Here is a 23,992-nt window from a genome sequence, read left to right on the forward strand (position 1 = left end):
GCTGAGGCGACGCCCGCAGCGCGAAAGGCTGCTCAGAGTACGACGCGTGCCACACACGGGCGGAGCCCGCGCCGCGTTAGGATCCTGCTTGCGATCCTGACGGATACTCGTGAATCTTCAAGGATTCGGATATCGAATGAAGCGACGACTCTTTCACATTGTCTGCTTCGCGAATTTGGAAGATAAACGTCCGCTCTCCGCTAAAGACAGTAACTCCGCGGATTAGGGTTGGGTTCTTGTCTGGGTCGAGCGTGGTTAATTCATACTCGACACGATCTGGTATCACGCCGTCGAGCGGAGGTTTCGTCGTGACAACAACTTGCCAACCCTTGGAATGAATTGTCTCAACTATTCCATTCCAGTGCCCCTTGAGATGAGCGACTCGAGTTCGGTTGCCTATGGCTACCTGAGGGGAGACCGTCATCACCATGGCGCCATTCTCTGGGCCATGTGCTGTGCACGCAAAAACCTTTAGGGCGCCTAGGTCGGTGGTGAGCTCTCGTTCAAGCGTCCAGTGGTAGCCTGGCGGCGATGCGATCTGAGCAATGCCGGCGATGGTAAACGAGTTCTCGGCAGACTTCGCAGCATATTCGCGATCGTCTTCGGAGAGCATCGGGATTGGAATTCGGAGCAGGGTCCCATCTGTTCGACGAAGCTCCAACACATCGTCATACTTTGCGTAGAACGAAGCTTCGAAGGAGAACCGTCCTGACTCACTGCGCCAGACACGGGGTTCATCAGCCGTGCAAGTGCTCAGCAATGATGAGACTAGTACAATCGCGAGTGGGAGGTAGCAGAGAGTTGGCATGGTAGACTGATCTCGCGTTTCAGCACCAGACACGGTCCACGAGCGAATGGCCGTAGAAGCCGTCGCTGAAGTGCTTAATTCCTTGATCCGCGTGGAGTGCGTGTATCGCCCTCCTAATGTTAATTTACCGGTGCATTGCATGCACCCTGCAACAGACCCTATTGTTCCAATGCCCACCGAAGAAATCCTTTCCGCCATCCCCCACCGCCCGCCGTTTTTGCTGATCGACGAGGTCACCGAGCGGGGCGAGAACACGATCACCTGCACCAAGACCTTCAGCGGTGACGAGTTCTGGTTCGCGGGCCATTACCCGGACTACCCGATCACGCCGGGCGTGCTGCTGTGCGAGGCGGCCATGCAGGCGGGCGCCGTGATGCTCAGCGGCATGCTGGGGAGCGAGACCGACGGCAAGGTGCCGGTGGCCACGCGGGCGAACAACGTGCAGTTCCGCCAGATGGTGCGGCCGGGTGACACGGTCGAGATCTCGGTCGAGCTGACCGAACGGCTGGCCGACGCGTTCTTCATGAAGGCCCGGGTGACCAACGCCGGCAAGCTGGCGTGCCGGTTCGAATTCGCGTGCACGCTGGCCGAGCCGCGGTAGCGCCGCCCTACTTGCCCGCCCGCTCGACGCGGCCGGGTGGGCGGACTTCGGACCCCTGGGTCTTGGTGAGAGTGTCGCCCAGGGCTTCGCGGGCCTGCTGCGCCGCCGCCTGCAGCCGCTCTACCACGTCGGGGTGCTCGCCAGCGACGTTGGTCGTCTCGCCGGGGTCCGACTTCAGGTCGAACAGCTCGAGCCCGATCGTGGTGTGGTCGTAGCCAACGGGCGTGCCGCCGGTCCCGCCGGGCCGGCCGCTGAGTGTGCGGTAGCGGTGCCGCAGGTGCAGCTTCCAGCGGCGGTCACGCACCGCGCGGAGCTCGCGGCCGTAGTAGCAGTAGAACTCCTGGTGCGGGCTCAGGGCGCCGGACTCGCCGGAGAGCAGCGGCCAGATGTCGCGTCCGTCGATCGTGCGGTCGGCGGGCGGCTCAGCGCCGATCAGCGCGGCGATGGTGGGCAGCAGGTCCATGGTGCTGGCGAGCTCGTCGCACGAGCTGCCGGCGGGGATCCGGCCGGGCCAACGCACCACGCAGGGCACACGGTAGCCGCCCTCGAACATGGTGCCCTTGCCCTCACGCAGCGGGCCGGCGCTGCCGGCGTGGTCGCCGTAGCTGAGCCAGGGGCCGTTGTCGGAGGTGAACACCACGAGCGTATTCTGGTCGACGCCGTTGCGCTGCAACGCGTCGAGCACTTGGCCGACTGACCAATCGAGCTCCATTGCCACGTCGCCGAACAGCCCGGCGCCGCTCTTGCCGTGAAACTTGTCCGACACGAACAGCGGCACATGCACCATGGTGTGCGGCAGGTACAGGAAGAACGGCCGGTCGGCGTGCTGGTCGATGAACTCGACCGCCCGCTCGGTGTATTGCGTGGTGAGCTGGGCCTGGTCCTCGGCGGTCACCTCGTCGTCGATGATCTGCTCGCCCTCGTAGAGCGGCAGGTTCGGGTAACGGCTCTTCCGCTTCGCAGCGTCGGCTGGCAGCCGCGCCAGGTCCGGGTGCTGCGGCCACATATCGTTGGAGTAGGGGAGCCCGAACCACGCGTCAAACCCTTGGCGGGTCGGCAGGAACTCGGGCTGGTCGCCCAGGTGCCACTTGCCGAAGCAGGCGGTGGCGAAGCCCTGCGCCCGGCAGAGCTCGGCAATCGTGACCTCGTCCGGGTGGAGGCCGATGCGGGCCCTGGGGCCGAGTGCCCCGGCGATGCCGACCCGCTCCGGGTAGCAGCCGGTCAGCAGCGCCGCGCGGGACGCGCTGCACACTGCCGTGGCGGCGTGGAAGTCGGTCATCACCCGCCCCTCAGCCGCCATGCGGTCAAGATGCGGGGTCGGGTAGTCCTCCGCACCGAACGGGCCGATGTCGGCGTAGCCCATGTCGTCGATGAAGATCACCACGACGTTGGGCGGCCGCTCAGCCCCCGGGCAGGGCGCCGCGGCGAGCAGCATCAGCAGCGAAGCGACGCACAGGCGATGCATAGCGTTTCCCAACGGTGCAGCGTGACGGAACCGGATCGCTAGGCGGGCGTTTCTGCCGGCGGCTCGGCGAGCTGCTCGGCGGCGGCCTGTTCGACCTCCGGCTTCTCGTGGAACGCGGCCAGGAAGAGTACGAAGATCACGGCCGCCATGCCGGCGGGCAGCAGCCAGAATTCCTTCCACTGGGCCATGGTCTCTGAGAGCAGTGCGGGGTCGACGCCCTCGGGGATGTTCTGGCTGAACATCTTGGTGAACGCCTCGAAGAAGCCGACCTCGGTCTCGGGGCGGGCGGCGGCGATGGCGGCCTCCAGGTCGGCCTGGCTGGTCATCGTCGAGTTGAAGCGGTCGCCGGCCACCATGTAGCCGAAGAACATCCCCACGCCCTGGGTGAAGAACACCAGCATGCTCTGCGCCTGGTTGCGCACGGCCGCCGAGGCCTTCTGGTCGGTGTACATGAACCCGGTGACGAAGAAAAAGTCGTAGCAGATGCCGTGCAGCAGCACGCCCAGCAGCAGCATCCAGGTGACCTGGTCGGGCGCGCCGAAGGCGAACAGCAGGTACCGGCCCACCCAGGCCGCCATGCCGACCAGGATCATCCACTTCACGCCCAGGCGGCGGAAGAAGAACGGGATCAGGATCATGAAGATGATCTCGCTCATCTGGCCCAGCGTCATGGTCGACGCGACCTGCTCGAAACCGGTCTGCAGCAGCAGCTTGGAGGTAAAGCTGTAGTAGTACGCCAGCGGGATGCAGATGAGCGTCGAGCAGACGATGAACACCAGGAACGGCACGCTCTTCATCAGACGGAACGCGTCGAGCATCAGCAGGCTGTTCATGTCGATCGGCTGGCCCTTGGCGGGGGGCGGCGTGTGGGGCAGCGTGAAGCTGTACACGCCGAACAGGCCCGACGCGATCGCGCCGAGCCAGAGGATCTTGGTCGACGCCGACCAGCCAAGGGCGCCCACCATCAGGCCCGCGACGATCCAGCCGATGGTGCCCCACACGCGGATCGCGGGGAACTTGTTCTGGTCGTCGATGTTGGCGAAGGCGATCGAGTTGCCGAGCCCGAGGGTCGGCATGTAGCACAGCATGTAGGCGATAAACAGCCACACGGCCAGCGGGCCGTCGCCGGCCTCGACGGCGCGTGTGGCGGCGACCATCAGCCCCGCGCCAATCAGCATCAGCACGCCCTGCACGATCTGCGACGGGAACAGTCGGTCGGCGATCAGGCCCAGGAACAGCGGCGCGATGATCGCCGCGATGGGGGCGCTCTGGTAGGCGCTGCCGATCGAGTCGTCGAGCCCCTGGGCGCCGAGGCAGATAGCCAGGGTCGCGAACCACGCGCCCCAGGTGAAGAACTGCAGGAACATCATCACGCTGAGTCGTGTTGCTACGCCCACTCCGCACTCCTTGTGCTCAGATAAGAACCGGCGCCGCGGGGGCGCCCGGGGTTGAGATCGCTCGTTGATGACGCGGCGCGAAACGCGTCCGCACAAGCTTGGCAACAGAATAACTGCTGGCGCCGCCCGGGGAAACCGATCGGGCGACGAATCTTGCAACGGCGACGCCGCTTAGCGCCCAACGGGTTTGCCTAGTCGGCGCGGTCGACAGAAAAAACGCCCCGCCGTGGGCGGGCCACGGCGGGGCGTTGGTCGTTGCTCTTGGCGCCGGGCGGCGCTAGGTCGCGGCCGGGTCTTTGCCGTCGACCCACGGGCCTTCCAGCTTCTGGTAGGGCCGCGGGAACAGCTTGCTGCCGCGGTCGCCGGCTTCCCAGCCCGCCACGTGCGACGGCTCGCCGCGTTCGGCGGAGCGGGCCTCCCACTTCTCGGCCCAAGACGGGTTGCCGTCGGAGAACGACATGCTGTCCTGGTCGAAGTGGTACACCTTGCCCTCGCGGTAGCTGCGTGAGCCGAGCTTGACGATGGTCATCGCCGCGGCGCCCAGCTCGGGCGAGCAGTTCACCTTGCTGGGGTCGCCGGCGTTGACGGCCTCGGCAAAGTTCTTGAGGTGGGCCTTCGAGGTGTTGTTGATCTTGCCGACCTCGATCCGCTCGTCCTTCAGGCCACGCTCGTGGTGCACCTGCGGACGCTCGGCGACGAAGTCGTAGCCGGAGAACTCCTCGCCGACGCCCAGCACCACCGAGCCGCTGTGGCCGCGGATGAGCTGCTTGATGGGCGTCTCGCCGCTGCACATGGTGGCGGTCACCAGGCCCTGGACGCCCTCGTTGAAGTCGGCCACCACGGTCGCGACGTCCGGCACGGTGCGGCCGTCGTACTCCAGGTAGATGCCGCCGGCACCGACCACGCGGCCCGGGAAGCGGAGGCCGGTGGCCTTGAGCATCGACGTGGTGCGGTGCACGAACAGGTCGGTGAACATGCCGGAGCCGAAGTCCCAGTAGCAACGCCACTGGGCGAACTTGGCGCGGTCGAACGGCATCGCGGGGGCGAGGCCGAACTCGGTGCCCAGGAACATGTCCCAGTCGATATTGCTGGGGTTCATGTCCTTAGACAGGCCGTAGTAACGCCACTGGCCCATGTCCGAGTTGCGGAAGAACTCGGTCTGGTACTGCATGACCTTGCCGAGGTCGCCCTGGCGGATCTTCTCGTTGATCGACTGCCAGACCGGCAGCGAGGTCGACTGCACGCCGACCTGCATCACCAGGCCCGAGTCTTTCCACGCCTGGTGCACGGCGAGCGCCTCCTCGACGGAGTGCGTCATCGGCTTCTCGCAGTAGACGTGCTTGCCCGCCTTGAGCGAGTCGATCGTCTGCTTGGCGTGCCAGTGGTCGGGGGTGGAGATCACCACCGCGTCGATGGAGTCGTCGTTCAGGATGTCGCGGTAGTCGCCGGTCTTCTTGGGCGCCTTTCCGGACTCGTTCTCGACGTGCTTGGCGGTGTCGTCACGGTAGCGGTTGAAGACGTCGCACACGGTGGCGATCTCAACCAGGTTCTCTTCCTTCTGCAGCTGCAGGGCGTGGTTGATGTGCGCCTGCGCTCGGCCGCCCACGCCGATGTAGCCCAGCCGCAGTCGGCTGTTGGCGTTGGCGTCGTTCGCGGCGATGGCCGGCGCGGCCGCCAGCGCGGCGCCGGCTGCGGTGGTGGCGATGAAGCCACGGCGGTTCACTTGATCCTGGGGCATGTAACGAATCCTCCTGTGCGATAGATCTCGAGAATACACTTCGGCCCGACGCCCCGTCGGCCGTGATGGGCAGGCTGTCATGATAACCGAAAAGCGTCGTAAATTGGCGTTGCGCTTGCAAAAAATGCGTCTCGCAGCGCTCCACAAAACGCCAATCGGTTACATGGATTTCAGCAAAAAGAAGGATGTCTTCCCGCCGGGCGCCAGACCCGCTGCTAGGGCGCCGCGGCGGCCGGGGCAGCGTCGGCGCTGACGTCGGCGAAACCGCCCAGGTACGCGATCGTGCGGGCGGTGATGTTGGCCTCCCACAGCAGCTGCAGCGCGTACAGCCGGTCGAGCGGTTCGCGTCGAGAAAGGGCGTCGGCGCACATCTTGGTGCAGATCAGGTCGGCCGGGTCCACGCCGGCATCCCGCAGCAGCTGGATGTTGCGGCGGACCTGGTCCTCGGAGAACTCGAGCATGAACTCCAGCGCGGCGTCGCGCCGCACGCCGGTCACCTCGCCCTCGTCATCGGTGACGAGCCCCAGCGAGTAGTCCTTGGCCAGCAGCACCGACGAGAGGGAGTACGTGTGCAGGGCTTGGCCGAGCTTGACGTACGGCCGTTGGGACTCGTCGAAGTCGGTCATCAGGCTGGCGTGGGGCCGCTTGGTCCTCCACCAGACGATTAGGTAGTCGAGGTCATCGACCAGCGCGTCCATCTGGGCACGGTCGAAGCTGACGTGCGCGGCGGCGGCCTTGGAGTCGATGACGGTCTTCTCGTACTGGTTCAGGTTGGCCTGGGCCGCACGGCGGAAGAACTCGGTGGTGGTCGCGATTGGCAGGTCCCTGGGGAGCGGGCGGCCCTGCAGGTCGTCGCTCAGGTCGAGCAGGTCGTCGATGTACTCGCAGTCGTAGGCGGCCTGCTGGAGGTACTCGACCGCTTCGAGCAGCCGCTCGATCTCTTCCTCGTCGGGGTCCTCGATCTCCATGAACATCGGCAGCTCGAGCTTGCCGCTGACGATCGCCATCCCGATCTGCTCCAACGCGATCGCCTGGGTGAGCATCGCGTAGCCGTAGATCAGCGGGCCGAGCTGACCCAGCGTCTTGGGCTGGTAGTTCTTGAGCTTCTGCTTGGCGGTGCGGATCTTGGCGGCCGTCTGCGCGAACCGCTCGACGTACAGCCGCGCCTGCTCGCGTCCCCGCTTGTCGTCGACCCAGATCGCGCGGGCCACCTCGGACGCGAAGGCCGCGTAGTAGGCGGCCTCACTCACGTCGGAGTAGGCGACCGGCGCAAGGCCCTGGGCGTTGAGCGAGTCGACCCGCGCGACCAACTCCTCGGCGTCGGCGATGAGGCCGTCGGTGTAGTCGCTCTGGTAGGCCCTGGGGACCTCGCGGTACTTCGCCAGCTGGTCGCGGTACCGCACCAGCCACTCGTCGGTCTTGACCCGCATGCTCTGGTAGGACCGGTTGCTGAGCGACGGGCTGGCGGCCGGCGCGGCGCGGGGCAGTTGGGCGCCGGTGGCCAGCTGGTACGCCGTGTAGATGTCGCCCACCAGACGCACCTCAACGCCCAGGTCCTCGCCGTGCTGCACCAGGTCGATCTGCTTCTTGGTGTTCGGGTCGAGCTCGGTCCGCGAACCGTAGGGGACCAGCACCAGCTTCATACCGGCCGCGGCGGCGCCGCTGATCTTGTAGGGCACCCCGCCCACGGGGCCGATCGTCCCGTCGGGGTTGATGGTGCCCGTCATCGCGACATCGGGCCGCACGGTGTCGCCCCGCAGGGCGGCCAGCACGCCGATGGTGGTGATCGCGCCGGCGCTGGGGCCGTCGACGCGGCCGTTGCGTTCCATGAAGATCCGCACGCCAGAGAGGTCGCGGCCGCACAGGTCGGCGGCGACCAGCACCGCCTGCCAGGCGGCGGCCCGCCACATCTCGCCGTAGCCGTCGATCTCGTCCTCGATGAACGCGACCCGCGTCCGCTTGTCCTGGGAGTGGTCGTACCAGATCGTGACCTTGTCGCACGCCCCGAACGACTGCCCGGCCACGGTGAAGTAGCCCAGCATGTTGATCTCGACATGCCGGTCCGGGTCGCCCGTGGGGCTGCCCGCTCCTGCGGCGTTCACGGTCCCAAGAATCGACAGGGCGGCGAGCAGGGCGGCAATCGACGGTCGCATGGGGGCCTCGCATCGGGCTGAGGACTAGCACCTGGCAGCCGCTGCTGCGGCCGGACACAGTTTAAGCAGGCCGGTGGCCCTGTTCCACCAACGCCCACTGGCATCCGTCCGGGCGTTGGGCGCCGGACCGTGGCGGGCCCTTGCCGCTCCCCGGGCGGTGATTGATAACGTAGCGGACCCGTCCCCCCGCCCGATCCGACATGCCCGAAGACTTTCTCCAGCTTTCCGGAAAAACCGTCCTGGTGTGCGGTGTCGCCAACCGCAAGAGCGTGGCCTGGCACATCGCCCGGGTGCTGACCGCCGCGGACTGCCGCGTGGTGTACTCGGTCCGCAGCGACGCCCGCCGCGAGCAGCTGGCCAAGCTGCTAGGCTGCGATGAGGATATCCTCGTGTGCGACGTTGAGCATCAGGACCAGATCGACCGGCTCGCGGCCAGCGTCGCCGAGCGGTACGGCAAGCTCGACGGGCTGGTGCACTCGATCGCCTTCGCCGACTACGAGGACGGCATGCGGCCGTTCCACGAAACCACCCGGCGGGCGATGCTGCGGGCGTTCGACATCTCGTGCTTCTCGCTGGTCGCGCTCTCGAATGCGCTGCAGGGCTGCCTGGCGGAGGACGCCTCGGTGGTGGCGGTGTCGATCTCGACGACCGAAATGGCGAGCGAGAACTACGGCTACATGGCGCCGATCAAGGCGGCGCTCGACTCGTCGCTGGCGTTCCTGGCGAAGTCGTTCAGCGGCTTCTCGCGGGTCCGGTTCAACGCGGTCGCCCCCGGTCTGCTCAAAACCTCGGCCTCGGCCGGCATCCCAGGCTACGTCGACTCGTACTTGTTTGCGGAGCAGGCGACCCTGCGGGGCCAAGCGGTGCAGACCGATGAGGTTGCGTCTGCCGCGGCGTTCCTGCTCAGCCCGCGGTCGTCGGGGATGAACGCTCAGCACCTGGTGCTGGACGCCGGGATGCGGGTGAATTACTTCGACGAGCGGATTGTCCGGTCGGCGGTGGAGAACCGCCCCTAGATTGCGGGTGAACCCAAAGCGGCGGGCGGGCGCGGTTGGATCCCCCCTCGGGGCGGGGAAGGACCGGCGGAAACGATCGTGGCGGTGGGGCCGATCTTACGTGTCGGACAGCCGCAATCGGACGAAACGGAGTTTTCGTAACTGGCAGAAGCTGGCAGACTTAGGTAGCTAGTGATACCATGCTAGTAAGCAGTCAGCTCGCAAGGCTGGCTGTGGCTCACTCAACTGGCATAAGAGGCTGCCGTTGGGAGAGCACCTTTTCTCAGGTGGACTCCCAAGTCTGGGAGAGCAAAAGGAAGAAGAGGTCAGGAAGACAATCGATACCGCAACATTCTGGCCCGCCGGCCGCGAATAGTGGTGAGTCGTCCGAGGCTCGCCATCGCGACTGCCGTCCAGGGTTGAGGGACGCTAGTTCACGCACCGGAACCGAGACCGAGCGCCGAGCCCTTGCTGGCCCGTCACTCATGCCTGAATTGACCGCCAACAAACTTGTCGAGCTAATCCGCAAGAGCGGGCTCATCAAAGAGGGACGTCTTGACGACTTCCTCGACGAGCTGGCTCAGGCGTCTGGGGGCGCTCTGCCCGAAGACAATCAGGTGATTGTCGATCGGTTGATCGAGGCCGAGATGCTCACCAAGTGGCAGTCGGAGAAGCTGCTAGCGGGCAAGCACAAGGGGTTCCGTCTAGGCAAGTACAAGCTGCTGGGCCAGATCGGCAAGGGCGGCATGAGCAGCGTGTACCTTGCCGAGCACGTAATGATGAAACGCCGGGTGGCCATCAAGGTTCTGCCCCGCAACCGCGTTAAAGACAAATCCTACCTCGAGCGGTTCCAGCTCGAGGCCCGTGCTGTCGCGCGGCTCGACGACCCGAACATCGTCCGCGCCTACGACATCGACAGCGAGGAGAACGTCCACTACATCGTGATGGAGTACGTGGACGGCAAGGACCTCCACCAGATCGTGGCCGAGCACGGCCCGCTCGACTTCATCACCGCCGCCGACTACATCGTGCAGGCGGCCAACGGCCTGCAGCACGCCCACGAGATGGGCCTGGTGCACCGCGACATCAAGCCCGCCAACCTGCTGGTCGATCAGCACAAGGTCGTGAAGCTGCTCGACCTGGGCCTGGCCAAGATGGCCAACGACGACGAGGCGTCGCTCACGCTGGCGCACGAAGAAAACGTGCTCGGCACCGCCGACTACCTGGCGCCCGAGCAGGCCCTCAACAGCCACACCGCCGACGAGCGGGCCGACATCTACAGCCTGGGCTGCACGCTGTACTACCTGCTGACGGGCCGCCCGCCGTTCCCCGAGGGGACCATCAGCGAGCGCCTGCTTAAGCACCAGGTCGAGACCCCCGAGCCGATCATCAAGTTCCGCCCCGACGCGCCGCTGTCGCTCGTCGAGATCTGCGGCCGGATGATGGCCAAGCGGGCGGAGGAACGCTACCAGACCGCCGGAGAGGTGGGGCAGGCCCTGACCGCCTGGCTCGCCGAACGCGGCCGCAAGCCGGGCGGCGCCAGCACCGAGGACCACGGCGAGGGGAGCGGCGTCGGCAGCGGCATCCTGAGCCGCTTCTCTGTCAAGCCGCCGATGGCCACGCCCGGGTTGTCCCCCAACAGCAGCGGTGGGCTGTCGTCGCCGATGCGCGACACCACCAAGCTCAACGGCCCGGACACCGCGCCCGTTGACGAGGACGACCTGGAACTCGCCCCGCTCGACGAGGAGGGCGACGGTCCCAAGAAGAAGCCCAAGCCGGCGTCGCCATCGTCGGGTGTGCTGTCAGACGACTCGTCGCCGACGGGGTCGAAGAAGGGCGGCGCGTCGTCGCCGTCAGCCAAGAAGCGCTCGATCTTCGAAGAGGAGTTCGAGGAGAAAGAACGCGAGGCCGCCGCGCTGGCCGCGGCCCAGGCGCGCCGAGAGTACAATCCGCTGCACCCGCCGGGGTACCGGAGCCCGTACAACCGCACGCCCTGGCTGGCGTGGGTGCTGGGCGGGCTGGCCGCGCTGATCCTGATCGCGGTGGTGGTGGCGATCGCCAACAACTAGCCGCGAGCGTCCGTATTCTCGACGCGGCGGCTGAACTTAGGCCGCGCTCTACGCGCCGGTTACCGCCGCGCCGACCTCGCCGGCCAGGACCGGGCTCTCGCGCCACTCGACGCCCATCATCAGGCAGTTGATGCCCGACCCGATGCCCAGCAGCGCGACCCGGTCGTTCGGGTCGAGCCAGCCCTCCTGGCGGCCCAGGCAGAGCGCCGCGGGTAGCGCGGCCGAGCCGGTGTTGCCGAGCCACTCGAACGTGGGGAAGTCGATCGCCGGGTTGATGCCCAGCCGGTCCAGCATCATCTTGCGGTGCGCCGAGCCGACCTGATGGCAGAAGGTCTTGTCGATCTCGTCGACCGCCCAGCCGCTCTCCTCACGCAGCTGGGCGAAGGTCTCGGCGCCGACCTCGACGCCGCGCCGCATGAGGGTCTCGCTGTCGGTCTGCATCACCTCGGCCAGGCCGACGCTCTGGCAGAGGTCGTGGCCCGAGGTAGCGCTGCGGCAGACGGCCGTGGTGAGCTGGTTCTCGGTCTGGCTCAGCTCGGCGTCGCACAGCACCATGGCGGCCGAAGCCGAGCCGATCGTCAGCGACGCGACCGACAGCTTCACCGAGTCGCGCGTGAGCGACGTGTCGGCGTTGAGCCGCTCGATGGTGTTCTCCACCAACGCGCGGCCGCACTCGGTGCCCACCACGACGCCGGCCCGGATCTGGCCCAGCTCGATCATCCCGGCCACCTGCACCGCGGCGGTCAGCACGCCCAGGCATGCGTTGGACACGTCGTACACCAGGCAGTCGCTGGGCAGGCCCAACTCGTGGTGCACGCGGCAGGCGGTGGCGGGCTCGAGGAAGTCGCGGCAGACCGACCCGTGCACCAACGCGCCGAAGTGACGCCGGTCGATGCCGGACGCCTCGATCGCCTGGTTGGCCGACTCGATGCTGATGTCGCTGGGCCGTGTGCCGGGCGGGAAGAACCGCCGCTCGCGGATGCCGGACATCAGTTCCAGCCGCCCCTCGGGCAGGCGGAGACGCTCGTACAGGGGGGCGAGCCGCTGCTCGATCTCGGCCGTCGTGACCCGTTCTTCCGGCAGGACGCAGCCGAGCCCTTCGAGGCAGACACGCGAATATTGCATAGCGTTGCGATTAAACTATGGGGGCGAGAAAGCCGTACCCAAGGTTATCGTTTGACCCCTGCCTGGTAAACCGACCCCGTCCCCGGAGCCCCGTGTGCCGTCCCGCAAGTCCGAGTGTTGGCTGATGGTCTTTGCGCTGCTGCTGCCGACGGTGGTGACCCTGGCGTACTTCAAGCTGGCCGCGACCCTGCCCTCAGCGGCGCAGCAGGCGATCTACGGGGTGGGCAAGGGGGTCCAGTTCCTGCTGCCGGTGGTGTGGGTGCTGGGGGTGCTGCGGCTGCGTCCCCGCTGGAACTGGGGCGGCTGGGCCAACGCCGCGATCGGCGTGGCGTTCGGCCTGACGGTGCTGGTGGTCACCTGGTTCGGCTACGACCTGCTGGCGGGCGGCGCCGTCATGGGCCCGGCCCTCGCTCCGGTGCACGAGAAGGTGGCCAGCCTGGGGATCGACCAGCCGTGGCGGTTCGCCCTGGTGGGGGTGTTCTACGCGTTGGTCCACTCGCTGCTGGAGGAGTACTACTGGCGGTGGTTCGTGTTCGGCCGGCTGCGGACGTTGATCTCGGTCCCGGCCGCGGTGATGGCCTCGTCGCTGGGGTTCATGCTGCACCACGTGGTGGTGCTGGCGACCTACTTCTCACACTCGCCGGCCGCCACCGCGGCGCTCAGCCTCTGCGTGGCGGTGGGCGGGGCGTTCTGGGCCTGGCTCTACCTCCGCAGCGGCAGCCTGGTCGGCCCCTGGCTGGGCCATCTGCTGGTGGACGCGGCGATTTTCGCCGTTGGCTACCGGATTGTGTTCGCGGGTTGAGCCGCGACCAATCGGGCTGGTAAATGCGCGTGTTGGAAGTGTGAAATCCATCACAAACGTCCAAGACGTTCAGGGAGGAAAACCGCCCAAGGCACACGATCTTGTGCAAGCACTTTTGCCGCGGCCCAAAATCATCGCGGCGCGTTGCTCCTCGCGATCGGTTCGGTAGGCTCTCTAGCGACTTGCATCCCCCCGAACGCAGCCGAGTGACACGGCTGTCATCATAAGGAGCCGTGCCGCCTCGAGAACCAGATAGGGATATCAGAGCGGGAGTGCTGGCGCCGCCGTCGCGGCGCCGATTGGGCTCCCCCGCCGACCACAGATCACGCTGGCGTGTTAGGGAAGACACGTTGCCCGCATTGCCGGGCAGGCACGCCTCGAGACCAGCCGCCGCGCCCTGGGGTGCGGAGGGCCGCCTTGAAATCGTTGTGATCGCCACACGGCCTAGCCGCGTGGGCGCTAGTTCCCCGTCCGGGCGCCGATTCGGAACGACCCCGCACTATCAGGGACGACACCCCGCGTGGGTGTTGTGGAAAGGGATTCCAGAGTCATGTCCAAGCCAGTTATCGCGATCAACGCCGACTACCGCGCCGCCGCCGCCGACAAGCCGGCCTACTCGTACCTCGCCTCGGGGTATTACGACGCCATCCTCGAGATCGGCGGCATCCCAATGATCCTGCCGCCGCTGGCCGACGAGGCTGACGTGCGTCAGGTGCTCAGCCAGGTCGACGGCGTGATGCTGATCGGCGGCGCCGACCTCGACCCGCGTCGCGACGGCTGGATGCTGCACTCGTCGGTCCGCCCGATGGACGGCCGCCGCGAGTCGTTCGACCGGATGCTCGCCCGCTTGGTCGGCGAGATGCGGATCCCGGCCTTCGGCATCGGCGTCGGCATGCAGCTGCTCAACGTGTCGCAGGGCGGCAACCTGTTCCTGCACATCCCGGAGGACGTGCCCGGCGCGCTGCCGCATAAGGACCCCATCGACCCGGACCACCGCCACACGCTGGAGCTGACCCCCGGCACGCTGATGGAACGCGTCTACGGTGACGGCGAGCTGCGGGTGAACAGCCGCCACCACATGGCGATCGACGAGCTGGCGCCCTGCTTCGACGTCAGCGCCCGCTGCCCGGACGGCGTCATCGAGGCGATCGAGTCGAACACGCCGGACTGGTTTGTCATTGGCACGCAGTTCCACCCCGAGGCCGACACCGCGTCGGCGCTCGACCTGCGGATCTTCGAAGAGTTTCTGATGGGCGCTAAGGAAGGCGCCTCGGCCATGCGGTTGGTTGCTTAGGCCGCCGCGACCCTCGAGCCTGGCTGTGCCGTCTCCGCGGACGGCATAGCTCCATGGGGGAGGGAGCCGCACGACCCAGCAGGCATGGACGCCTGCGCTGTTGCTTCCCGCGTGGACTATGGCCCGGCAAGACACGGATCGTCTTGCCGGGCCATAACTTTTTACAGAGGCCGGTGAAGTCTCATCCTCCTGCTGGCTGCTGACGTCATCCCGTCGCCAGTCGCTCCATTGCCATCTGCTTTAACGCCACCCGGTCAACCTTGCCGGTGGCGTTGAGCGGCATCCGGTCCAGCACCACGACCTCGTCGGGCGCCTTGTAGCCGACCTGCTGGCGGGCGAAGGCGATCACCTCGGCGGTTGTCGGCCGTGGCGCGCCTTCGCGGAGGGTGACGTACGCCCGCACGTTCTCGCCGTGGACGGCGTCGTGCACGCCGATGACGCCGGCCGACGCGATCGCCGCGTGCCCGGCAACCGCCTCCTCCACCTCCTGCGGGCAGATGTTGGACCCGTCGTGAATGATGATCTGCTTCTTGCGGCCGCAGAACCACAGGTAGCCCTCCGGGTCGGCCCGCATCACGTCGCCCGTGTCGAGCCAGCCGTCGACGATCGCCTCGCGGGTCGCCCGCGGGTTGTCCCAGTAGCCGGGCGTGTTGGCCGCCGAGCGGAGCCACAGCCGGCCCGGCTCGTCGGTAGGGACCTCGCCGCCGGAGTCGTCGCGCAGCGAGACCTCATACCCGCTGATCGGTTGGCCGACCGAGCCGATCCGGTTCTCTCCCGCCGGCGGGTTGATGGTGGTCAGGCCGCACTCGGTCATGCCGTAGCTCTCGTCGACGGGGAACCCGGCCAGGCTGGTGAACTCGCGTTCCAGCTCGGCGGACACCTTGTCGCCCCCCGAGAAGCAGCAGCGGACGGAGGAAAAGTCGGCGCGGCCGGCGTCGTGGTCGCGGACGAGCGCGATCAGCGCCGCTGGCAGCATCCACAGCACAGTGGGGCGGTGGTTGCGGAGCAGCGGCAGCACCTCCGGCCCTTCGCCGCGGCGGGCGATAACCAGCCGCGCGCCGCGGGCGAGCGTGGCGAGCCCGAACAGCGAGCCGCCGATGTGCGACAGCGAAGCCGCCGACAGGAACGCGTCGTCGGCTGTTAGCTCCAGCCCCCGGATGGTGAGCAGCGTCATCCAGGCGAACGTCTGCTGCGTGTGGGTCACCCCCTTCGGCTTGCCGGTGCTGCCGGACGTGAAGTAGATGAACGCCGGCGAGTCAGGCGGGGGAGGGGAGAGGTCGCGCTGGTCGGCGGGGCGGTCGAGCAGCTCTTCCAGCTGGGGACCCCGCGCATCGGGCGCCCCGCAGCGGACCAGGCCGCACCGCAGGCGCCCGCTCTGCTGTGTCGCCGCGATGTCGGGTTCACGCTCGGCGTGGTGCAGCAGCATCGCCGCGCCGCTTACCGCCAACGCGTGGTCGATCTCCGCCGCCGTGTAGCGGTAGTTGAGCGGCGTCGCCACCAAACCGGCCTTGAGGCAGGCCAGGTAGTGGACGATGAGCTCGGGGTGGTTGGGCATCAGCGACGCCACGCGGTCGCCCGGCGAAAGCCCGAGCGACAGGTAGCCGCTCGCCAGACGCGAGCTCTGCTGCTGGAGCTCGCGCCAGCTCAGGTTCTTTGTGGCCGACGCCAGGGCCAGCGCATCGGGGTCCTTGGCTAGCCCAACGGTCAGCCAGCCGCCGATGAGGTCGGTGGGCGTCGATGGAGGAGCGGGCGAGGGCATAGCCGGTCGGATAGGTTCGACGACTGAGCGGGTGCTCCCGCGAGTGTAGCCGATCGGCGCAGCTGAAATCGACCAGAATCGGCCGTGGGAGACGGCGGAGTGAACACCACCTTCTGCCGATTTCTTTGTCGAAACCGGCCACCCGGCGCGGTCCAATGAAAGGTGGCTGCGGGTGGCGTTGCGCGCGGAAGCCACCACCACTCCCCACAACTGCCGGCGGAAGACTTTTGTCCCTATCGATGCGTTGCCGGGGACAAAAGTCGCTGCTCGTTGGGAACGCCGTTTGGCGTAAGCTATTACTGCGCAAGGGTTAATCGCGAAGCGACTCGACCGGTAGGGGCCGACTTTTGTCCCTAAGGATCGTTAGCGCCAAAATGGACAAATGTCCCGCCCAGCGTCAGCCGTACGAGGCAGCGTCAGTCGATCGAGATCGACGCGCCCAGCTGGCCGGCCAGCGCCCTGATCCAGGCCGGGTTGGCGGGCCAGGCGGGGGCGGTCACCAGGTTCTGGTCGACACACGCGCTGTCCAATCCGGCCGAGGGCTCGTCCCACTCGCCGCCGGCCAGCAGCACGTCCGGCTTGCAGGCGGGGTAGGCCTGGCACTTCTTGCCGCGGACCACGTCGGCGGCCGCCAGCAGCTGGGCGGCGTGGCACGTGGCGGCGATCGGCTTGCCGGCGGCGTTGAAGTCTTGCACCAGCTGGATCACCGCCGGGTTGAGCCGCAGGTACTCCGGCGAGCGGCCGCCCGGCAGCACGAGCGCGTCGTAGTCGGCGGCCTGGGCGGAAGCGAAGTCGCGGTTGAGGGCGAAGTTGTGACCCCGCTTCTCGGTGTAGGTCTGGTCGCCCTCGAAGTCGTGGATGGCCGTCGGCACGACATCCCCCGCCGCCTTGTCGGGGCAGACCGCGTGGACCTCGTAGCCCAGCATCAGGAGCATCTGGAACGGGACCATGACCTCGTAGTCTTCCACGAAGTCGCCGGCGAGGATGAGGATTTTCTTCGGCATCATTGCGGGCACAGGGAAGGGGGAGATTGTTTAACTCAGCATCAGCCGCGGGGCGTCAGCCCCAGGATTGCAGCGCGGGCCGACCACGATCGAACGGGGCTTACGCCGCTCGGCTGATCGGCACGGCGCCGTGCCGCTACTCGTCGATCTCTAGGTACTCGGGGATCCGCTGCACGTGGCCGTTGCGGTCGACGCAGGCGATGGTGCTCTGGGCCTCGGCGATCAGCTCGCCGCCCCGTTTGACCTGGTAGCTGTGGTCGATCCGGGCGCCGCGGGCCCGCTCGGTCCGCATCGAGATGGTGAGCGTGTCGCCGAAGCGGGCCGGGCGGTGGTACTTGCAGGAGATCTTGCTGACCACCAGCATCAGGCCGGACCGCTCGAACTCGGCGTAGTCGTACCCGGTGGCCTTGAGCTGTTCGATGCGGCCGATCTCGAAGTACTTGAAGTAGTTGGCGTGGTGCACCACGCCCTGGCCGTCGGTCTCGTAGTAGCGGACGGTGAGGTCGAACTCGTATTCGCGGGACATGCAGGCTTCGGCGGGGAGGGGGCGACCCGCTGACGGGTTGCCCGAGGGGCGGCCGAGTTGCAACAAGGCCTTTGATTGCTTACACTTGCGGCCGTTTCGAGGGGCCGGCGCCGGCGGGCGGAACCGCCGCGACGCCTCGTTGTAGCCTCTCGCGATCCACCTCGGCAACCGTTAACCAAGGGCATCCGTGATGAGCACGGGCGAAGGACTCGGCTCCGACTTCATGACCGCCCGGGGGCGGGACTACCCGACCATCCGTCAGTTCACCGTGTTCCTGGAGAACCGGGTCGGCCAGCTGATGGAGGTGGTGCGGCGTTTCGAGGGGAGCAACGTGCGGATTGTCGCGCTGACGATCTCGGACTCGACCGAGTGCGCGTTGGTGCGGTTCCTGCTGAGCGACCCGGAGGTGGGCCGCGAGATCCTGGAGCGGGCCGGCCTGGCGATTGTGGAGTCGGACCTGGTGGGCGTCGAGCTGCCGGACTCGCCCCAGCCAATGCTGCAGGTCTGCACGGCCCTCTTGGCGGCGGAGATCAACATCTCGCAGGTCTACCCGCTGATCGTCCGCCCGACCGGACGCCCGGCCGTGGCGCTGATGGTCGACAACATCGAACACACGCTGGAAACCCTCGAATCCAAGGGGTTCCACCTCATCCACGAGGATGAGCTGAAGGACTATGATAAGCCGTAGGCGGCGGTTGCTTTGTTAGCCGCTGGCGGCGGCATTGCCCCGCCGCGTCGTGCTGAGCCGCCCGACCCCTCTGAACCCTCCTGCTCTCGCTACCGCCGCGGAACCGAACCGTACCCATGCCGATTGATGTCACGTGCCCGGGCTGCCACAAGCGATTCAAGGTCAGCGACAAGTTCGCCGGCCAGAAGGGCCCGTGCCCGCAGTGCAAGACCGTCATGGAGATCCCGAAGCTGGAAGACCAGGTGGTCATCCACGCGCCGGACGAGACCAGCGGCCCCAAGGACGCCAAGGGCCGGTCGGTCCTGAAGACCGCCAAGAAGAAGGACGCCAAGTTCAACCCGATCATGGCGGGCGCCGTGGGCGGCGTGGTGCTGCTGATGCTGCTGGCCGCGTTCCTGCTGCGGGGCCAGGAGGAGAAGAGCATCGTCGCGCTGGCCGGCGGCGCCGTGCTGCTGGGGCCGCTGATCGCTTGGGCCGGCTACCCAATCCTGCGTGACAACGAGCTAGAGCCCTACAGCGGCGGCGAGGCCTGGCTGCGGGCGCTGGGCTGCGGCCTGGCGATGGCGGCCGGCTGGGGCGTGTACTGCTACATCGGCTACTACTTCGGCGGCGGCGACTGGCCGATCCGGCAGCTCGAAATGGTGCACATGCTGTTCGCCGTTGGCTTCGCCCTGGCGATCGGCGGGCTGGCCGCGTTCGTGGCGTTCGACCTGGAGCCGCTCAACGCCGCGCTGCTGGCCGGCTTCTACTTTGTCGTGACCGTCGCTTTGCGGCTGGTGATGGACCTGCCGGCGCTGCCGGGGCTGGTCACGTAACGGTTGATTCCCCGCGCGGCGGCGCCGGCCGCGCGTCCCTCTAGACCTGGGCGAACGTGTCCACGCTGCTCGACATCCCCGAGATCGCCGGCCTGCGCGGGTCGGCCGGACTGGTGCGGATCCCGCCTGGGATGGACGTGCCGCTGACGCCGCGGGTGCGGCAGCTGATCGACACGCCGGAGTTCCGCCGGCTGACGCGGATCAGCCAGCTGGGTCTGGTGGCGCACGTGTACCCGGCCGCCAACCACACCCGACAGGAGCACTCGCTGGGCGTGTTCCGCGCGGCGGTGGACTACGTGTCGCGGCTGGCGTGCGACGACCGCTTCGCGGCGGTGGTGGGCGTTCAGGACGCCGAGCTGTTCCTCGTGTCGGCGCTGCTGCACGACCTGGGGCACTGGCCGTTCTGCCACCCGATCGAGGACATCTGCCTGCCGCAGACGCCCGACCACGAGCACTTCGCCAACAGCTTCCTGCTGGAGGGCGAGGTGGCGGACGCGCTGCGGGACGACTGGGGCGTCAACCCGCGGGACGTCGTGACGCTGCTTTCGGGCAAGCCGACCGACCGCAAGAGCAAGATTCTCAAGTCGATGCTCTCCGGGCCGATCGACGTCGACAAGGTCGACTACCTGATGCGCGACAGCCTGCACGCGGGCGTGCCTTACGGGCAGAACTTTGACCGCGGCCGGCTGATCCAGAGCCTCTGCCTGAACGAGGCCGGCGACGGCCTGGCGATCACCGACAAGGGCAAGACCGCCGCGGAGATGATGGTCTTCGCCCGCTACGTGATGTTCAGCGAAGTCTACTGGCACCACACGGTGCGGTCGGCCACGGCGATGCTGCAGCGGGCCTTCTACCTGCTGAGCGGGTCGCTCGACATGGACTCGCTGTTCCGCCTGACCGAGCAGCCGATGATCGACGCCATGCGCGCCGCCGCCGGCGACGGCCCGGCGGGCGATCTGCTGGACGCGCTGTTCGGCTCGAGCCGGCGGCTCTACAAGCGGCTGGCCCAGTACAGCCTGTTCGAGGAGCCGCAGCTCTACGCCCGGCTGGCCCGCAAGCCGTTCCCGTGGCTGGCGGCCGTGGCGGACCAGTTCGCCTCGGTGGCGAGCACCGCGATGTCGCGGGTGGTGGCGCCGCACGAGGTGCTGTTCGACGCGCCGCCGGTGGGGCTGGAGGTGGAGTTCAACCTGGACGTGTACTTCGCCAAGGACCGCGCCTACCGCCGGCTGGGCGACGTCTCGCCGGTGGTGCGGACCCTGGCCCGCGAGCAGTTCGACGACTACGTCAAACGGGTCAGGCTGTTCGTGCACCCCCGCCTGGCCGACGACATGCGCGACCTGCGGAACCTGCCGGAGCTGCTGGCCGAGGCGATCGACCGGGTTGGCTGACCGCTACGGCTGGGCCGGCTCGGCGAAGTTGAAGCCCTCGGCGGCCCACTCCGCGATCTGCGAGGACGGGATGGTGTGCACGTGGCCGTCCGCGAACAGGTAGTTGGCGCAGTTGCCAGAGTGCCGCTCGATGGCGAGGTCGTGCTGGATGCGGTCGAGCGTGGAGGCCTCTTCGCCGTGGTCGTGGTCGTCGTGCCCGTGATCATCGACGAACCACTCGTGCGAGTCGACGTGGTCGAAGAACGCGTGCTCTTCTTCATGATCGTCGGCGTGGTCGTGGTGCTCGGTGGGCGGCGCCTCGAAGAGCATCATCGTGTTGTGGCTCTGCGGCAGGTCGAACAGGTTGCGGACCGAGGCGTCGTACGCGGGGCGTGGGTCGGTCTTGATCACCAGATAGGCGTTGAACGCGTAGCTGGAAACATGCTGACGCTCGAGCAGCGTCTCGGGTCGCAGGTCGTCGGGGCAGATCCGGATGCTGTCGGACTGCTCGGTGTACGGGGCCAGCGAGTAGATCCACGACACCGGCTCATCGTGGTGCTCGTCGTCATGCTGGTCGTCGTGATCATCGCCGTGGTCGTGGTCGTGCTCCGACAGACCGACCTCGGGGAAGCGGCCCCGGTGGTCGTTCGCGTACAGTTGGATTGCGATGCCAAGCTGCTTGAGGTTGTTGGAGCATTGCATCCGGCGGGCCGACGCCCGGGCGGCCTGAACCGCAGGGAGCAGCAGCGAGATGAGCACGCCGATCACGGCGATCACCACCAGCAGCTCGACGAGTGTGAAGGCTTTCTTGTTCATAGCTAGTATCTTTGCGCTTTGCACGCGCCGAGAAGGAATCGCAAGCTTCAGGACTGGGGAGCTTTCCAGCGCATCTGGGCGCCGGATGTCCTGAGGGAGAAGCGGCTCGGCAGAGCCGCGACCGAAATCAGCAGTCGGTGACGGGGGTGGGGGGGCCACGTGCGGCGCGGACGCCGAGGGTGATGAGCTCGGCCTGCGCTGGTGAGCCGAGGAGGGCAGGGGTGGTCAAGCCGCAGGCGACCAGCGCGGGCGAGTCCGCGGTCGGCTGCGCCACCAGCTGCCGCAGCGATTGGCAGATCACACAGTCCGCACACAACCGTTGGGGAGCCTCGGAACGGAGCTGCTGGACGCCGTCGTCCGCCGGACACGGCTGGGTGTCGCGCCACCGCAAGAACGGCGACTCGGCGTGCCTGCAGCCGTCGGCGCAGCACGCGTCAGCGGTTGAGCCGTGGCATGATCCGCCTGGAGATAGGTAGTGGAGTCCTTGGTCGGCTCCGGCGATCAGCGCGTACAGGGCGACAACTACCGCCCGCAACGTCTGATTCCGGAACGCTTTGGCCATGGACCGAACCCTGGATGGCGGTGCAGCGAACCAATCGCCGCAGCACCGTCAGCATAGTCGCGGGCCAAAAACAGAGCAATAACAGGGCCGAAATGGGGTATTCGGCTAAGTGGTGGCCCTGGCCAGGGAGTGCGGCAGCTTGAAGACGCCGGTGTCGTCCATGTGTCGCTGGAACCGTTCGAAGTACAGTTCCGCGGCCTCGGCGGTAAGGACGCCCAGCTCAACAAACACCTCCCGCAGTGGGGGGCGGAGGTCGGACTGGGTCATCAGGACTTCCGCCAGCTCGGACCTGGAAATCAGTCCCATTTCGATGGCGATGTCGCCGAACCGGTCTCGCTTCAGGCCGGATTGGGCCTTCACGATGTCGAACAGGTCGTGCACGGACACGAGCCCCGCCTCGATAGCCAGCTGACCAACAGGTGGGGTGTGCCGCTGCTGCTCCTCGACGGCCGAAATCAGCTGCTCCGCGGTAATGACGCCCTGGTGATAGAGATAGATGCCGAATCGCATGATCGCCTCCCGGGCCGGTGGGTTGGGCCCTGCTGATTGGGATCGCTCGCTACTCAAGTGTGGGCCATGCGGCCGGTTTGGGGGGCGGTTTCGCGGAAATGTCCGGCTGGCCGGGTCCCACGGGATCGGGATGGAAGGTGTTTTAGGGATCTGCGCCCGGCGCCAAGTTGCTGAGCATGGGCGCCTAGCAGTCGCGCGGCGTTCGCGTAGGTGTTCGGCTAAATGCAGGCTCTGACAGCAGTTGCGACTACTCGGAAAGCCTTTGTTTGGAACGGTTTAGCACAGCCTGGGATGTTCGGCAGGCGGTTTGGTCCAGTGTTTGCCTAGGGATTCACCCGTTGACTCAACCCCTGTGCTAGGAGTGCTCACCGATGAGCTCTATGGATTTCGGACTGCCTTCCCCTTCGACCCCTGACTGCGGCACTCCGATGAACTTCGCGTCTGGCTGTGAGCAGGGCGATCAGCAGAGCGAGGTGCTCGCGCTGGGGTGGGCAGCCATCGACGGTCTGGCCGACGAAGCCTCGATTGCGCGGCTTGACCACCTCATCCGCACCGAGCATGGCGCCAAGGAAGAGTACGAGTCGATTCTAGCACTCGACGAGGGGCTGAGGTGCTTCTTCCGGGACGCGACTCCGCCTTCCCCGTAGGTCACGATCGGCCCCACGGCAGGTGTGGCCAAGAAAAAACGTCCAACTGCTAGCTGTTGGACTGGATGTTCTGGGTGGAGGCGGACGATAGGGTAATTCAGGTCCCTGGGGGGCTCTGTTCCGCGTAGCGGCAGAGCGCCACCGCTACCTGAACCCTGCCCGCCATGCTCCCTGCCACCCCCCGATACGTCCTGCAAGCCGACGCCCTCTTTCCACAAGCAGATTGTGGTGAGTGGCGGTTCGTCCTGACCGACCAGTCCACCGGGAAGCTCGTCGCCGCTAGCGACAGCGAGCCTGGTCTCAATCACGACCGGCTTGCCCTGCTTGCCCTCGTCCGCGGGCTCGAGGCGATTCCCCGGCCCGGCCGCGTGACACTGCTCACCTCTAGCCGCACACTGCGGGACGGCCTCCGCAGCGGTCTCGCCAACTGGAAGGCAAACGACTGGAAGTGGGAGCGGTTTGGACGGCTCGTAACGATCCGCGACCACGATCTTTGGCAGCGGATCGATCAGGCCCTCCAGATCCACAGCGTGCAGTGTCGATCCTGGCGACTGTGCGTGGCCGACCACGCTGGGTTCCAAGCGACCCATCCCCCCGATTTCCAACCAGCTTCCCTCAGGGGCGAATCGGCGACCCGGGTCTCCGACGCTCGATTCCAACCTTCTGCCGCGTCTCGCTCGACTTCCGCGGGACCGGCGACGTTTTTGCGTGAACCAGCCCTACTGGTGATCCGCAAAGCGGAGAAACGCAACCGGCTGCGGATCGATCACCACAACGATGCGGCGTCTGGCTTCGCCCAGGCGTCAGCCGGATGAAGGCGTCCCCTGCCCGAGAAGAGAAAGCACAAGTCA

22 protein-coding genes are annotated in these 23,992 nt (G+C 66.9%); 10 read left to right on the top strand and 12 right to left on the bottom strand.

All coding sequences use genetic code 11. The features are described from left to right. Window positions 1–76: 76 nt before the first annotated feature. Window positions 77–1,006, bottom strand: a complete 930-nt coding sequence (locus tag KOR34_RS05820; RefSeq protein ID WP_146563032.1) for an SHD1 domain-containing protein — start codon at window positions 1,004–1,006, stop codon at window positions 77–79. Here KOR34_RS05820 and KOR34_RS05825 point away from each other — a divergent pair. Continuing rightward, window positions 978–1,409 carry a 3-hydroxyacyl-ACP dehydratase FabZ family protein gene (locus KOR34_RS05825; protein WP_146563034.1) on the top strand — a complete coding sequence of 144 codons (432 nt, stop codon included), beginning with the start codon at window positions 978–980 and terminating at the stop codon, window positions 1,407–1,409. The two genes, KOR34_RS05820 and KOR34_RS05825, sit on opposite strands and share 29 nt — an antisense overlap. A gap of 7 nt (window positions 1,410–1,416) precedes the next feature. Here the strand turns inward: KOR34_RS05825 and KOR34_RS05830 are convergent, their stop codons facing one another. The 4 genes from KOR34_RS05830 to KOR34_RS05845 all read right to left on the bottom strand — a co-directional run bounded on the left by KOR34_RS05830 (window position 1,417) and on the right by KOR34_RS05845 (window position 8,162). Then, window positions 1,417–2,874, bottom strand: coding sequence for a sulfatase family protein (locus KOR34_RS05830; RefSeq protein WP_146563036.1), 1,458 nt, complete (start codon window positions 2,872–2,874; stop codon window positions 1,417–1,419). Window positions 2,875–2,912: 38 nt separating this feature from the next. After that, window positions 2,913–4,271, bottom strand: a complete 1,359-nt coding sequence (locus KOR34_RS05835; protein ID WP_228714523.1) for an MFS transporter — start codon at window positions 4,269–4,271, stop codon at window positions 2,913–2,915. Between the two features lie 277 nt (window positions 4,272–4,548). Continuing rightward, a complete protein-coding gene (locus KOR34_RS05840; RefSeq protein WP_146563037.1) occupies window positions 4,549–6,009 on the bottom strand; it encodes a Gfo/Idh/MocA family protein in 1,461 nt (486 codons plus the stop codon). A 215-nt stretch (window positions 6,010–6,224) separates the two neighbouring features. After that, window positions 6,225–8,162, bottom strand: a complete 1,938-nt coding sequence (locus tag KOR34_RS05845) for a S16 family serine protease (RefSeq protein WP_146563039.1) — start codon at window positions 8,160–8,162, stop codon at window positions 6,225–6,227. Between the two features lie 200 nt (window positions 8,163–8,362). On the opposite strand from KOR34_RS05845, the gene KOR34_RS05850 reads away from it, so the two are divergent. Together KOR34_RS05850 and KOR34_RS26450 are read left to right on the top strand one after the other, a co-directional pair. Next, on the top strand, window positions 8,363–9,178 hold the full coding sequence (locus tag KOR34_RS05850) for an enoyl-ACP reductase FabI (RefSeq protein WP_146563041.1): 816 nt from the start codon (window positions 8,363–8,365) through the stop codon (window positions 9,176–9,178). A 464-nt stretch (window positions 9,179–9,642) separates the two neighbouring features. Further along, on the top strand, window positions 9,643–11,226 hold the full coding sequence (locus tag KOR34_RS26450) for a serine/threonine protein kinase (protein WP_228714524.1): 1,584 nt from the start codon (window positions 9,643–9,645) through the stop codon (window positions 11,224–11,226). A gap of 48 nt (window positions 11,227–11,274) precedes the next feature. Here the strand turns inward: KOR34_RS26450 and KOR34_RS05860 are convergent, their stop codons facing one another. After that, a complete protein-coding gene (locus KOR34_RS05860; protein ID WP_146563043.1) occupies window positions 11,275–12,351 on the bottom strand; it encodes a 3-oxoacyl-ACP synthase III in 1,077 nt (358 codons plus the stop codon). A gap of 94 nt (window positions 12,352–12,445) precedes the next feature. On the opposite strand from KOR34_RS05860, the gene KOR34_RS05865 reads away from it, so the two are divergent. Further along, on the top strand, window positions 12,446–13,153 hold the full coding sequence (locus tag KOR34_RS05865) for a CPBP family intramembrane glutamic endopeptidase (RefSeq protein WP_146563045.1): 708 nt from the start codon (window positions 12,446–12,448) through the stop codon (window positions 13,151–13,153). Between the two features lie 550 nt (window positions 13,154–13,703). Beyond that, window positions 13,704–14,447, top strand: coding sequence for a gamma-glutamyl-gamma-aminobutyrate hydrolase family protein (locus KOR34_RS05870; protein WP_146563046.1), 744 nt, complete (start codon window positions 13,704–13,706; stop codon window positions 14,445–14,447). A gap of 205 nt (window positions 14,448–14,652) precedes the next feature. On the opposite strand, the gene KOR34_RS05875 is transcribed toward KOR34_RS05870, so the two are convergent. The 3 genes from KOR34_RS05875 to KOR34_RS05885 form a co-directional block, all read right to left on the bottom strand. Next, complete coding sequence (locus KOR34_RS05875; protein WP_146563048.1) at window positions 14,653–16,206, bottom strand: class I adenylate-forming enzyme family protein; 1,554 nt, start codon at window positions 16,204–16,206, stop codon at window positions 14,653–14,655. A gap of 416 nt (window positions 16,207–16,622) precedes the next feature. Further along, window positions 16,623–17,213, bottom strand: a complete 591-nt coding sequence (locus tag KOR34_RS05880; protein ID WP_146563050.1) for a DJ-1/PfpI family protein — start codon at window positions 17,211–17,213, stop codon at window positions 16,623–16,625. Between the two features lie 133 nt (window positions 17,214–17,346). Beyond that, window positions 17,347–17,736 carry an acyl-CoA thioesterase gene (locus tag KOR34_RS05885; protein WP_146563052.1) on the bottom strand — a complete coding sequence of 130 codons (390 nt, stop codon included), beginning with the start codon at window positions 17,734–17,736 and terminating at the stop codon, window positions 17,347–17,349. Between the two features lie 190 nt (window positions 17,737–17,926). Between KOR34_RS05885 and KOR34_RS05890 the strand changes: the two genes are divergently transcribed. The 3 genes from KOR34_RS05890 to KOR34_RS05900 all read left to right on the top strand — a co-directional run bounded on the left by KOR34_RS05890 (window position 17,927) and on the right by KOR34_RS05900 (window position 20,627). Then, the gene (locus KOR34_RS05890) at window positions 17,927–18,424 is read left to right on the top strand and encodes an acetolactate synthase (RefSeq protein WP_146563054.1); all 498 of its coding nucleotides are present in this window, start codon (window positions 17,927–17,929) and stop codon (window positions 18,422–18,424) included. A gap of 116 nt (window positions 18,425–18,540) precedes the next feature. Next, entirely contained in the window at window positions 18,541–19,239 is a 699-nt protein-coding gene (locus KOR34_RS05895) for a hypothetical protein (RefSeq protein ID WP_146563056.1), read from the top strand. Between the two features lie 56 nt (window positions 19,240–19,295). Further along, window positions 19,296–20,627 carry an HD domain-containing protein gene (locus KOR34_RS05900; RefSeq protein WP_146563057.1) on the top strand — a complete coding sequence of 444 codons (1,332 nt, stop codon included), beginning with the start codon at window positions 19,296–19,298 and terminating at the stop codon, window positions 20,625–20,627. A 3-nt stretch (window positions 20,628–20,630) separates the two neighbouring features. Here the strand turns inward: KOR34_RS05900 and KOR34_RS05905 are convergent, their stop codons facing one another. The 3 genes from KOR34_RS05905 to KOR34_RS05915 all read right to left on the bottom strand — a co-directional run bounded on the left by KOR34_RS05905 (window position 20,631) and on the right by KOR34_RS05915 (window position 22,494). Continuing rightward, the gene (locus tag KOR34_RS05905; protein WP_146563059.1) at window positions 20,631–21,422 is read right to left on the bottom strand and encodes a DUF1559 family PulG-like putative transporter; all 792 of its coding nucleotides are present in this window, start codon (window positions 21,420–21,422) and stop codon (window positions 20,631–20,633) included. A 127-nt stretch (window positions 21,423–21,549) separates the two neighbouring features. Further along, entirely contained in the window at window positions 21,550–21,984 is a 435-nt protein-coding gene (locus KOR34_RS05910) for a hypothetical protein (RefSeq protein ID WP_146563061.1), read from the bottom strand. A 105-nt stretch (window positions 21,985–22,089) separates the two neighbouring features. Then, window positions 22,090–22,494, bottom strand: a complete 405-nt coding sequence (locus tag KOR34_RS05915) for a hypothetical protein (RefSeq protein ID WP_146563063.1) — start codon at window positions 22,492–22,494, stop codon at window positions 22,090–22,092. 428 nt (window positions 22,495–22,922) lie between these two features. Between KOR34_RS05915 and KOR34_RS05920 the strand changes: the two genes are divergently transcribed. After that, the gene (locus KOR34_RS05920; protein WP_146563065.1) at window positions 22,923–23,141 is read left to right on the top strand and encodes a hypothetical protein; all 219 of its coding nucleotides are present in this window, start codon (window positions 22,923–22,925) and stop codon (window positions 23,139–23,141) included. Window positions 23,142–23,305: 164 nt separating this feature from the next. Beyond that, complete coding sequence (locus KOR34_RS05925; protein WP_146563066.1) at window positions 23,306–23,956, top strand: hypothetical protein; 651 nt, start codon at window positions 23,306–23,308, stop codon at window positions 23,954–23,956. Window positions 23,957–23,992 lie beyond the last annotated feature (36 nt).

This window comes from Posidoniimonas corsicana (assembly GCF_007859765.1).
GTDB classification, from domain to species: Bacteria; Planctomycetota; Planctomycetia; order Pirellulales; family Lacipirellulaceae; genus Posidoniimonas; species Posidoniimonas corsicana.

Bases quoted from the DNA above. Each gene is read 5' to 3' on its own strand.
- KOR34_RS05825 (WP_146563034.1), top strand. From the start codon at position 978: ATGCCCACCGAAGAAATCCTTTCCGCCATCCCCCACCGCCCGCCGTTT.
- KOR34_RS05820 (WP_146563032.1), bottom strand. From the start codon at position 1,006: ATGGCGGAAAGGATTTCTTCGGTGGGCATTGGAACAATAGGGTCTGTT.
- KOR34_RS05830 (WP_146563036.1), bottom strand. From the start codon at position 2,874: ATGCATCGCCTGTGCGTCGCTTCGCTGCTGATGCTGCTCGCCGCGGCG.
- KOR34_RS05840 (WP_146563037.1), bottom strand. From the start codon at position 6,009: ATGCCCCAGGATCAAGTGAACCGCCGTGGCTTCATCGCCACCACCGCA.
- KOR34_RS05845 (WP_146563039.1), bottom strand. From the start codon at position 8,162: ATGCGACCGTCGATTGCCGCCCTGCTCGCCGCCCTGTCGATTCTTGGG.
- KOR34_RS05850 (WP_146563041.1), top strand. From the start codon at position 8,363: ATGCCCGAAGACTTTCTCCAGCTTTCCGGAAAAACCGTCCTGGTGTGC.
- KOR34_RS26450 (WP_228714524.1), top strand. From the start codon at position 9,643: ATGCCTGAATTGACCGCCAACAAACTTGTCGAGCTAATCCGCAAGAGC.
- KOR34_RS05860 (WP_146563043.1), bottom strand. From the start codon at position 12,351: ATGCAATATTCGCGTGTCTGCCTCGAAGGGCTCGGCTGCGTCCTGCCG.
- KOR34_RS05870 (WP_146563046.1), top strand. From the start codon at position 13,704: ATGTCCAAGCCAGTTATCGCGATCAACGCCGACTACCGCGCCGCCGCC.
- KOR34_RS05875 (WP_146563048.1), bottom strand. From the start codon at position 16,206: ATGCCCTCGCCCGCTCCTCCATCGACGCCCACCGACCTCATCGGCGGC.
- KOR34_RS05880 (WP_146563050.1), bottom strand. From the start codon at position 17,213: ATGATGCCGAAGAAAATCCTCATCCTCGCCGGCGACTTCGTGGAAGAC.
- KOR34_RS05885 (WP_146563052.1), bottom strand. From the start codon at position 17,736: ATGTCCCGCGAATACGAGTTCGACCTCACCGTCCGCTACTACGAGACC.
- KOR34_RS05890 (WP_146563054.1), top strand. From the start codon at position 17,927: ATGAGCACGGGCGAAGGACTCGGCTCCGACTTCATGACCGCCCGGGGG.
- KOR34_RS05895 (WP_146563056.1), top strand. From the start codon at position 18,541: ATGCCGATTGATGTCACGTGCCCGGGCTGCCACAAGCGATTCAAGGTC.
- KOR34_RS05905 (WP_146563059.1), bottom strand. From the start codon at position 21,422: ATGAACAAGAAAGCCTTCACACTCGTCGAGCTGCTGGTGGTGATCGCC.
- KOR34_RS05910 (WP_146563061.1), bottom strand. From the start codon at position 21,984: ATGGCCAAAGCGTTCCGGAATCAGACGTTGCGGGCGGTAGTTGTCGCC.
- KOR34_RS05915 (WP_146563063.1), bottom strand. From the start codon at position 22,494: ATGCGATTCGGCATCTATCTCTATCACCAGGGCGTCATTACCGCGGAG.
- KOR34_RS05920 (WP_146563065.1), top strand. From the start codon at position 22,923: ATGAACTTCGCGTCTGGCTGTGAGCAGGGCGATCAGCAGAGCGAGGTG.
- KOR34_RS05925 (WP_146563066.1), top strand. From the start codon at position 23,306: ATGCTCCCTGCCACCCCCCGATACGTCCTGCAAGCCGACGCCCTCTTT.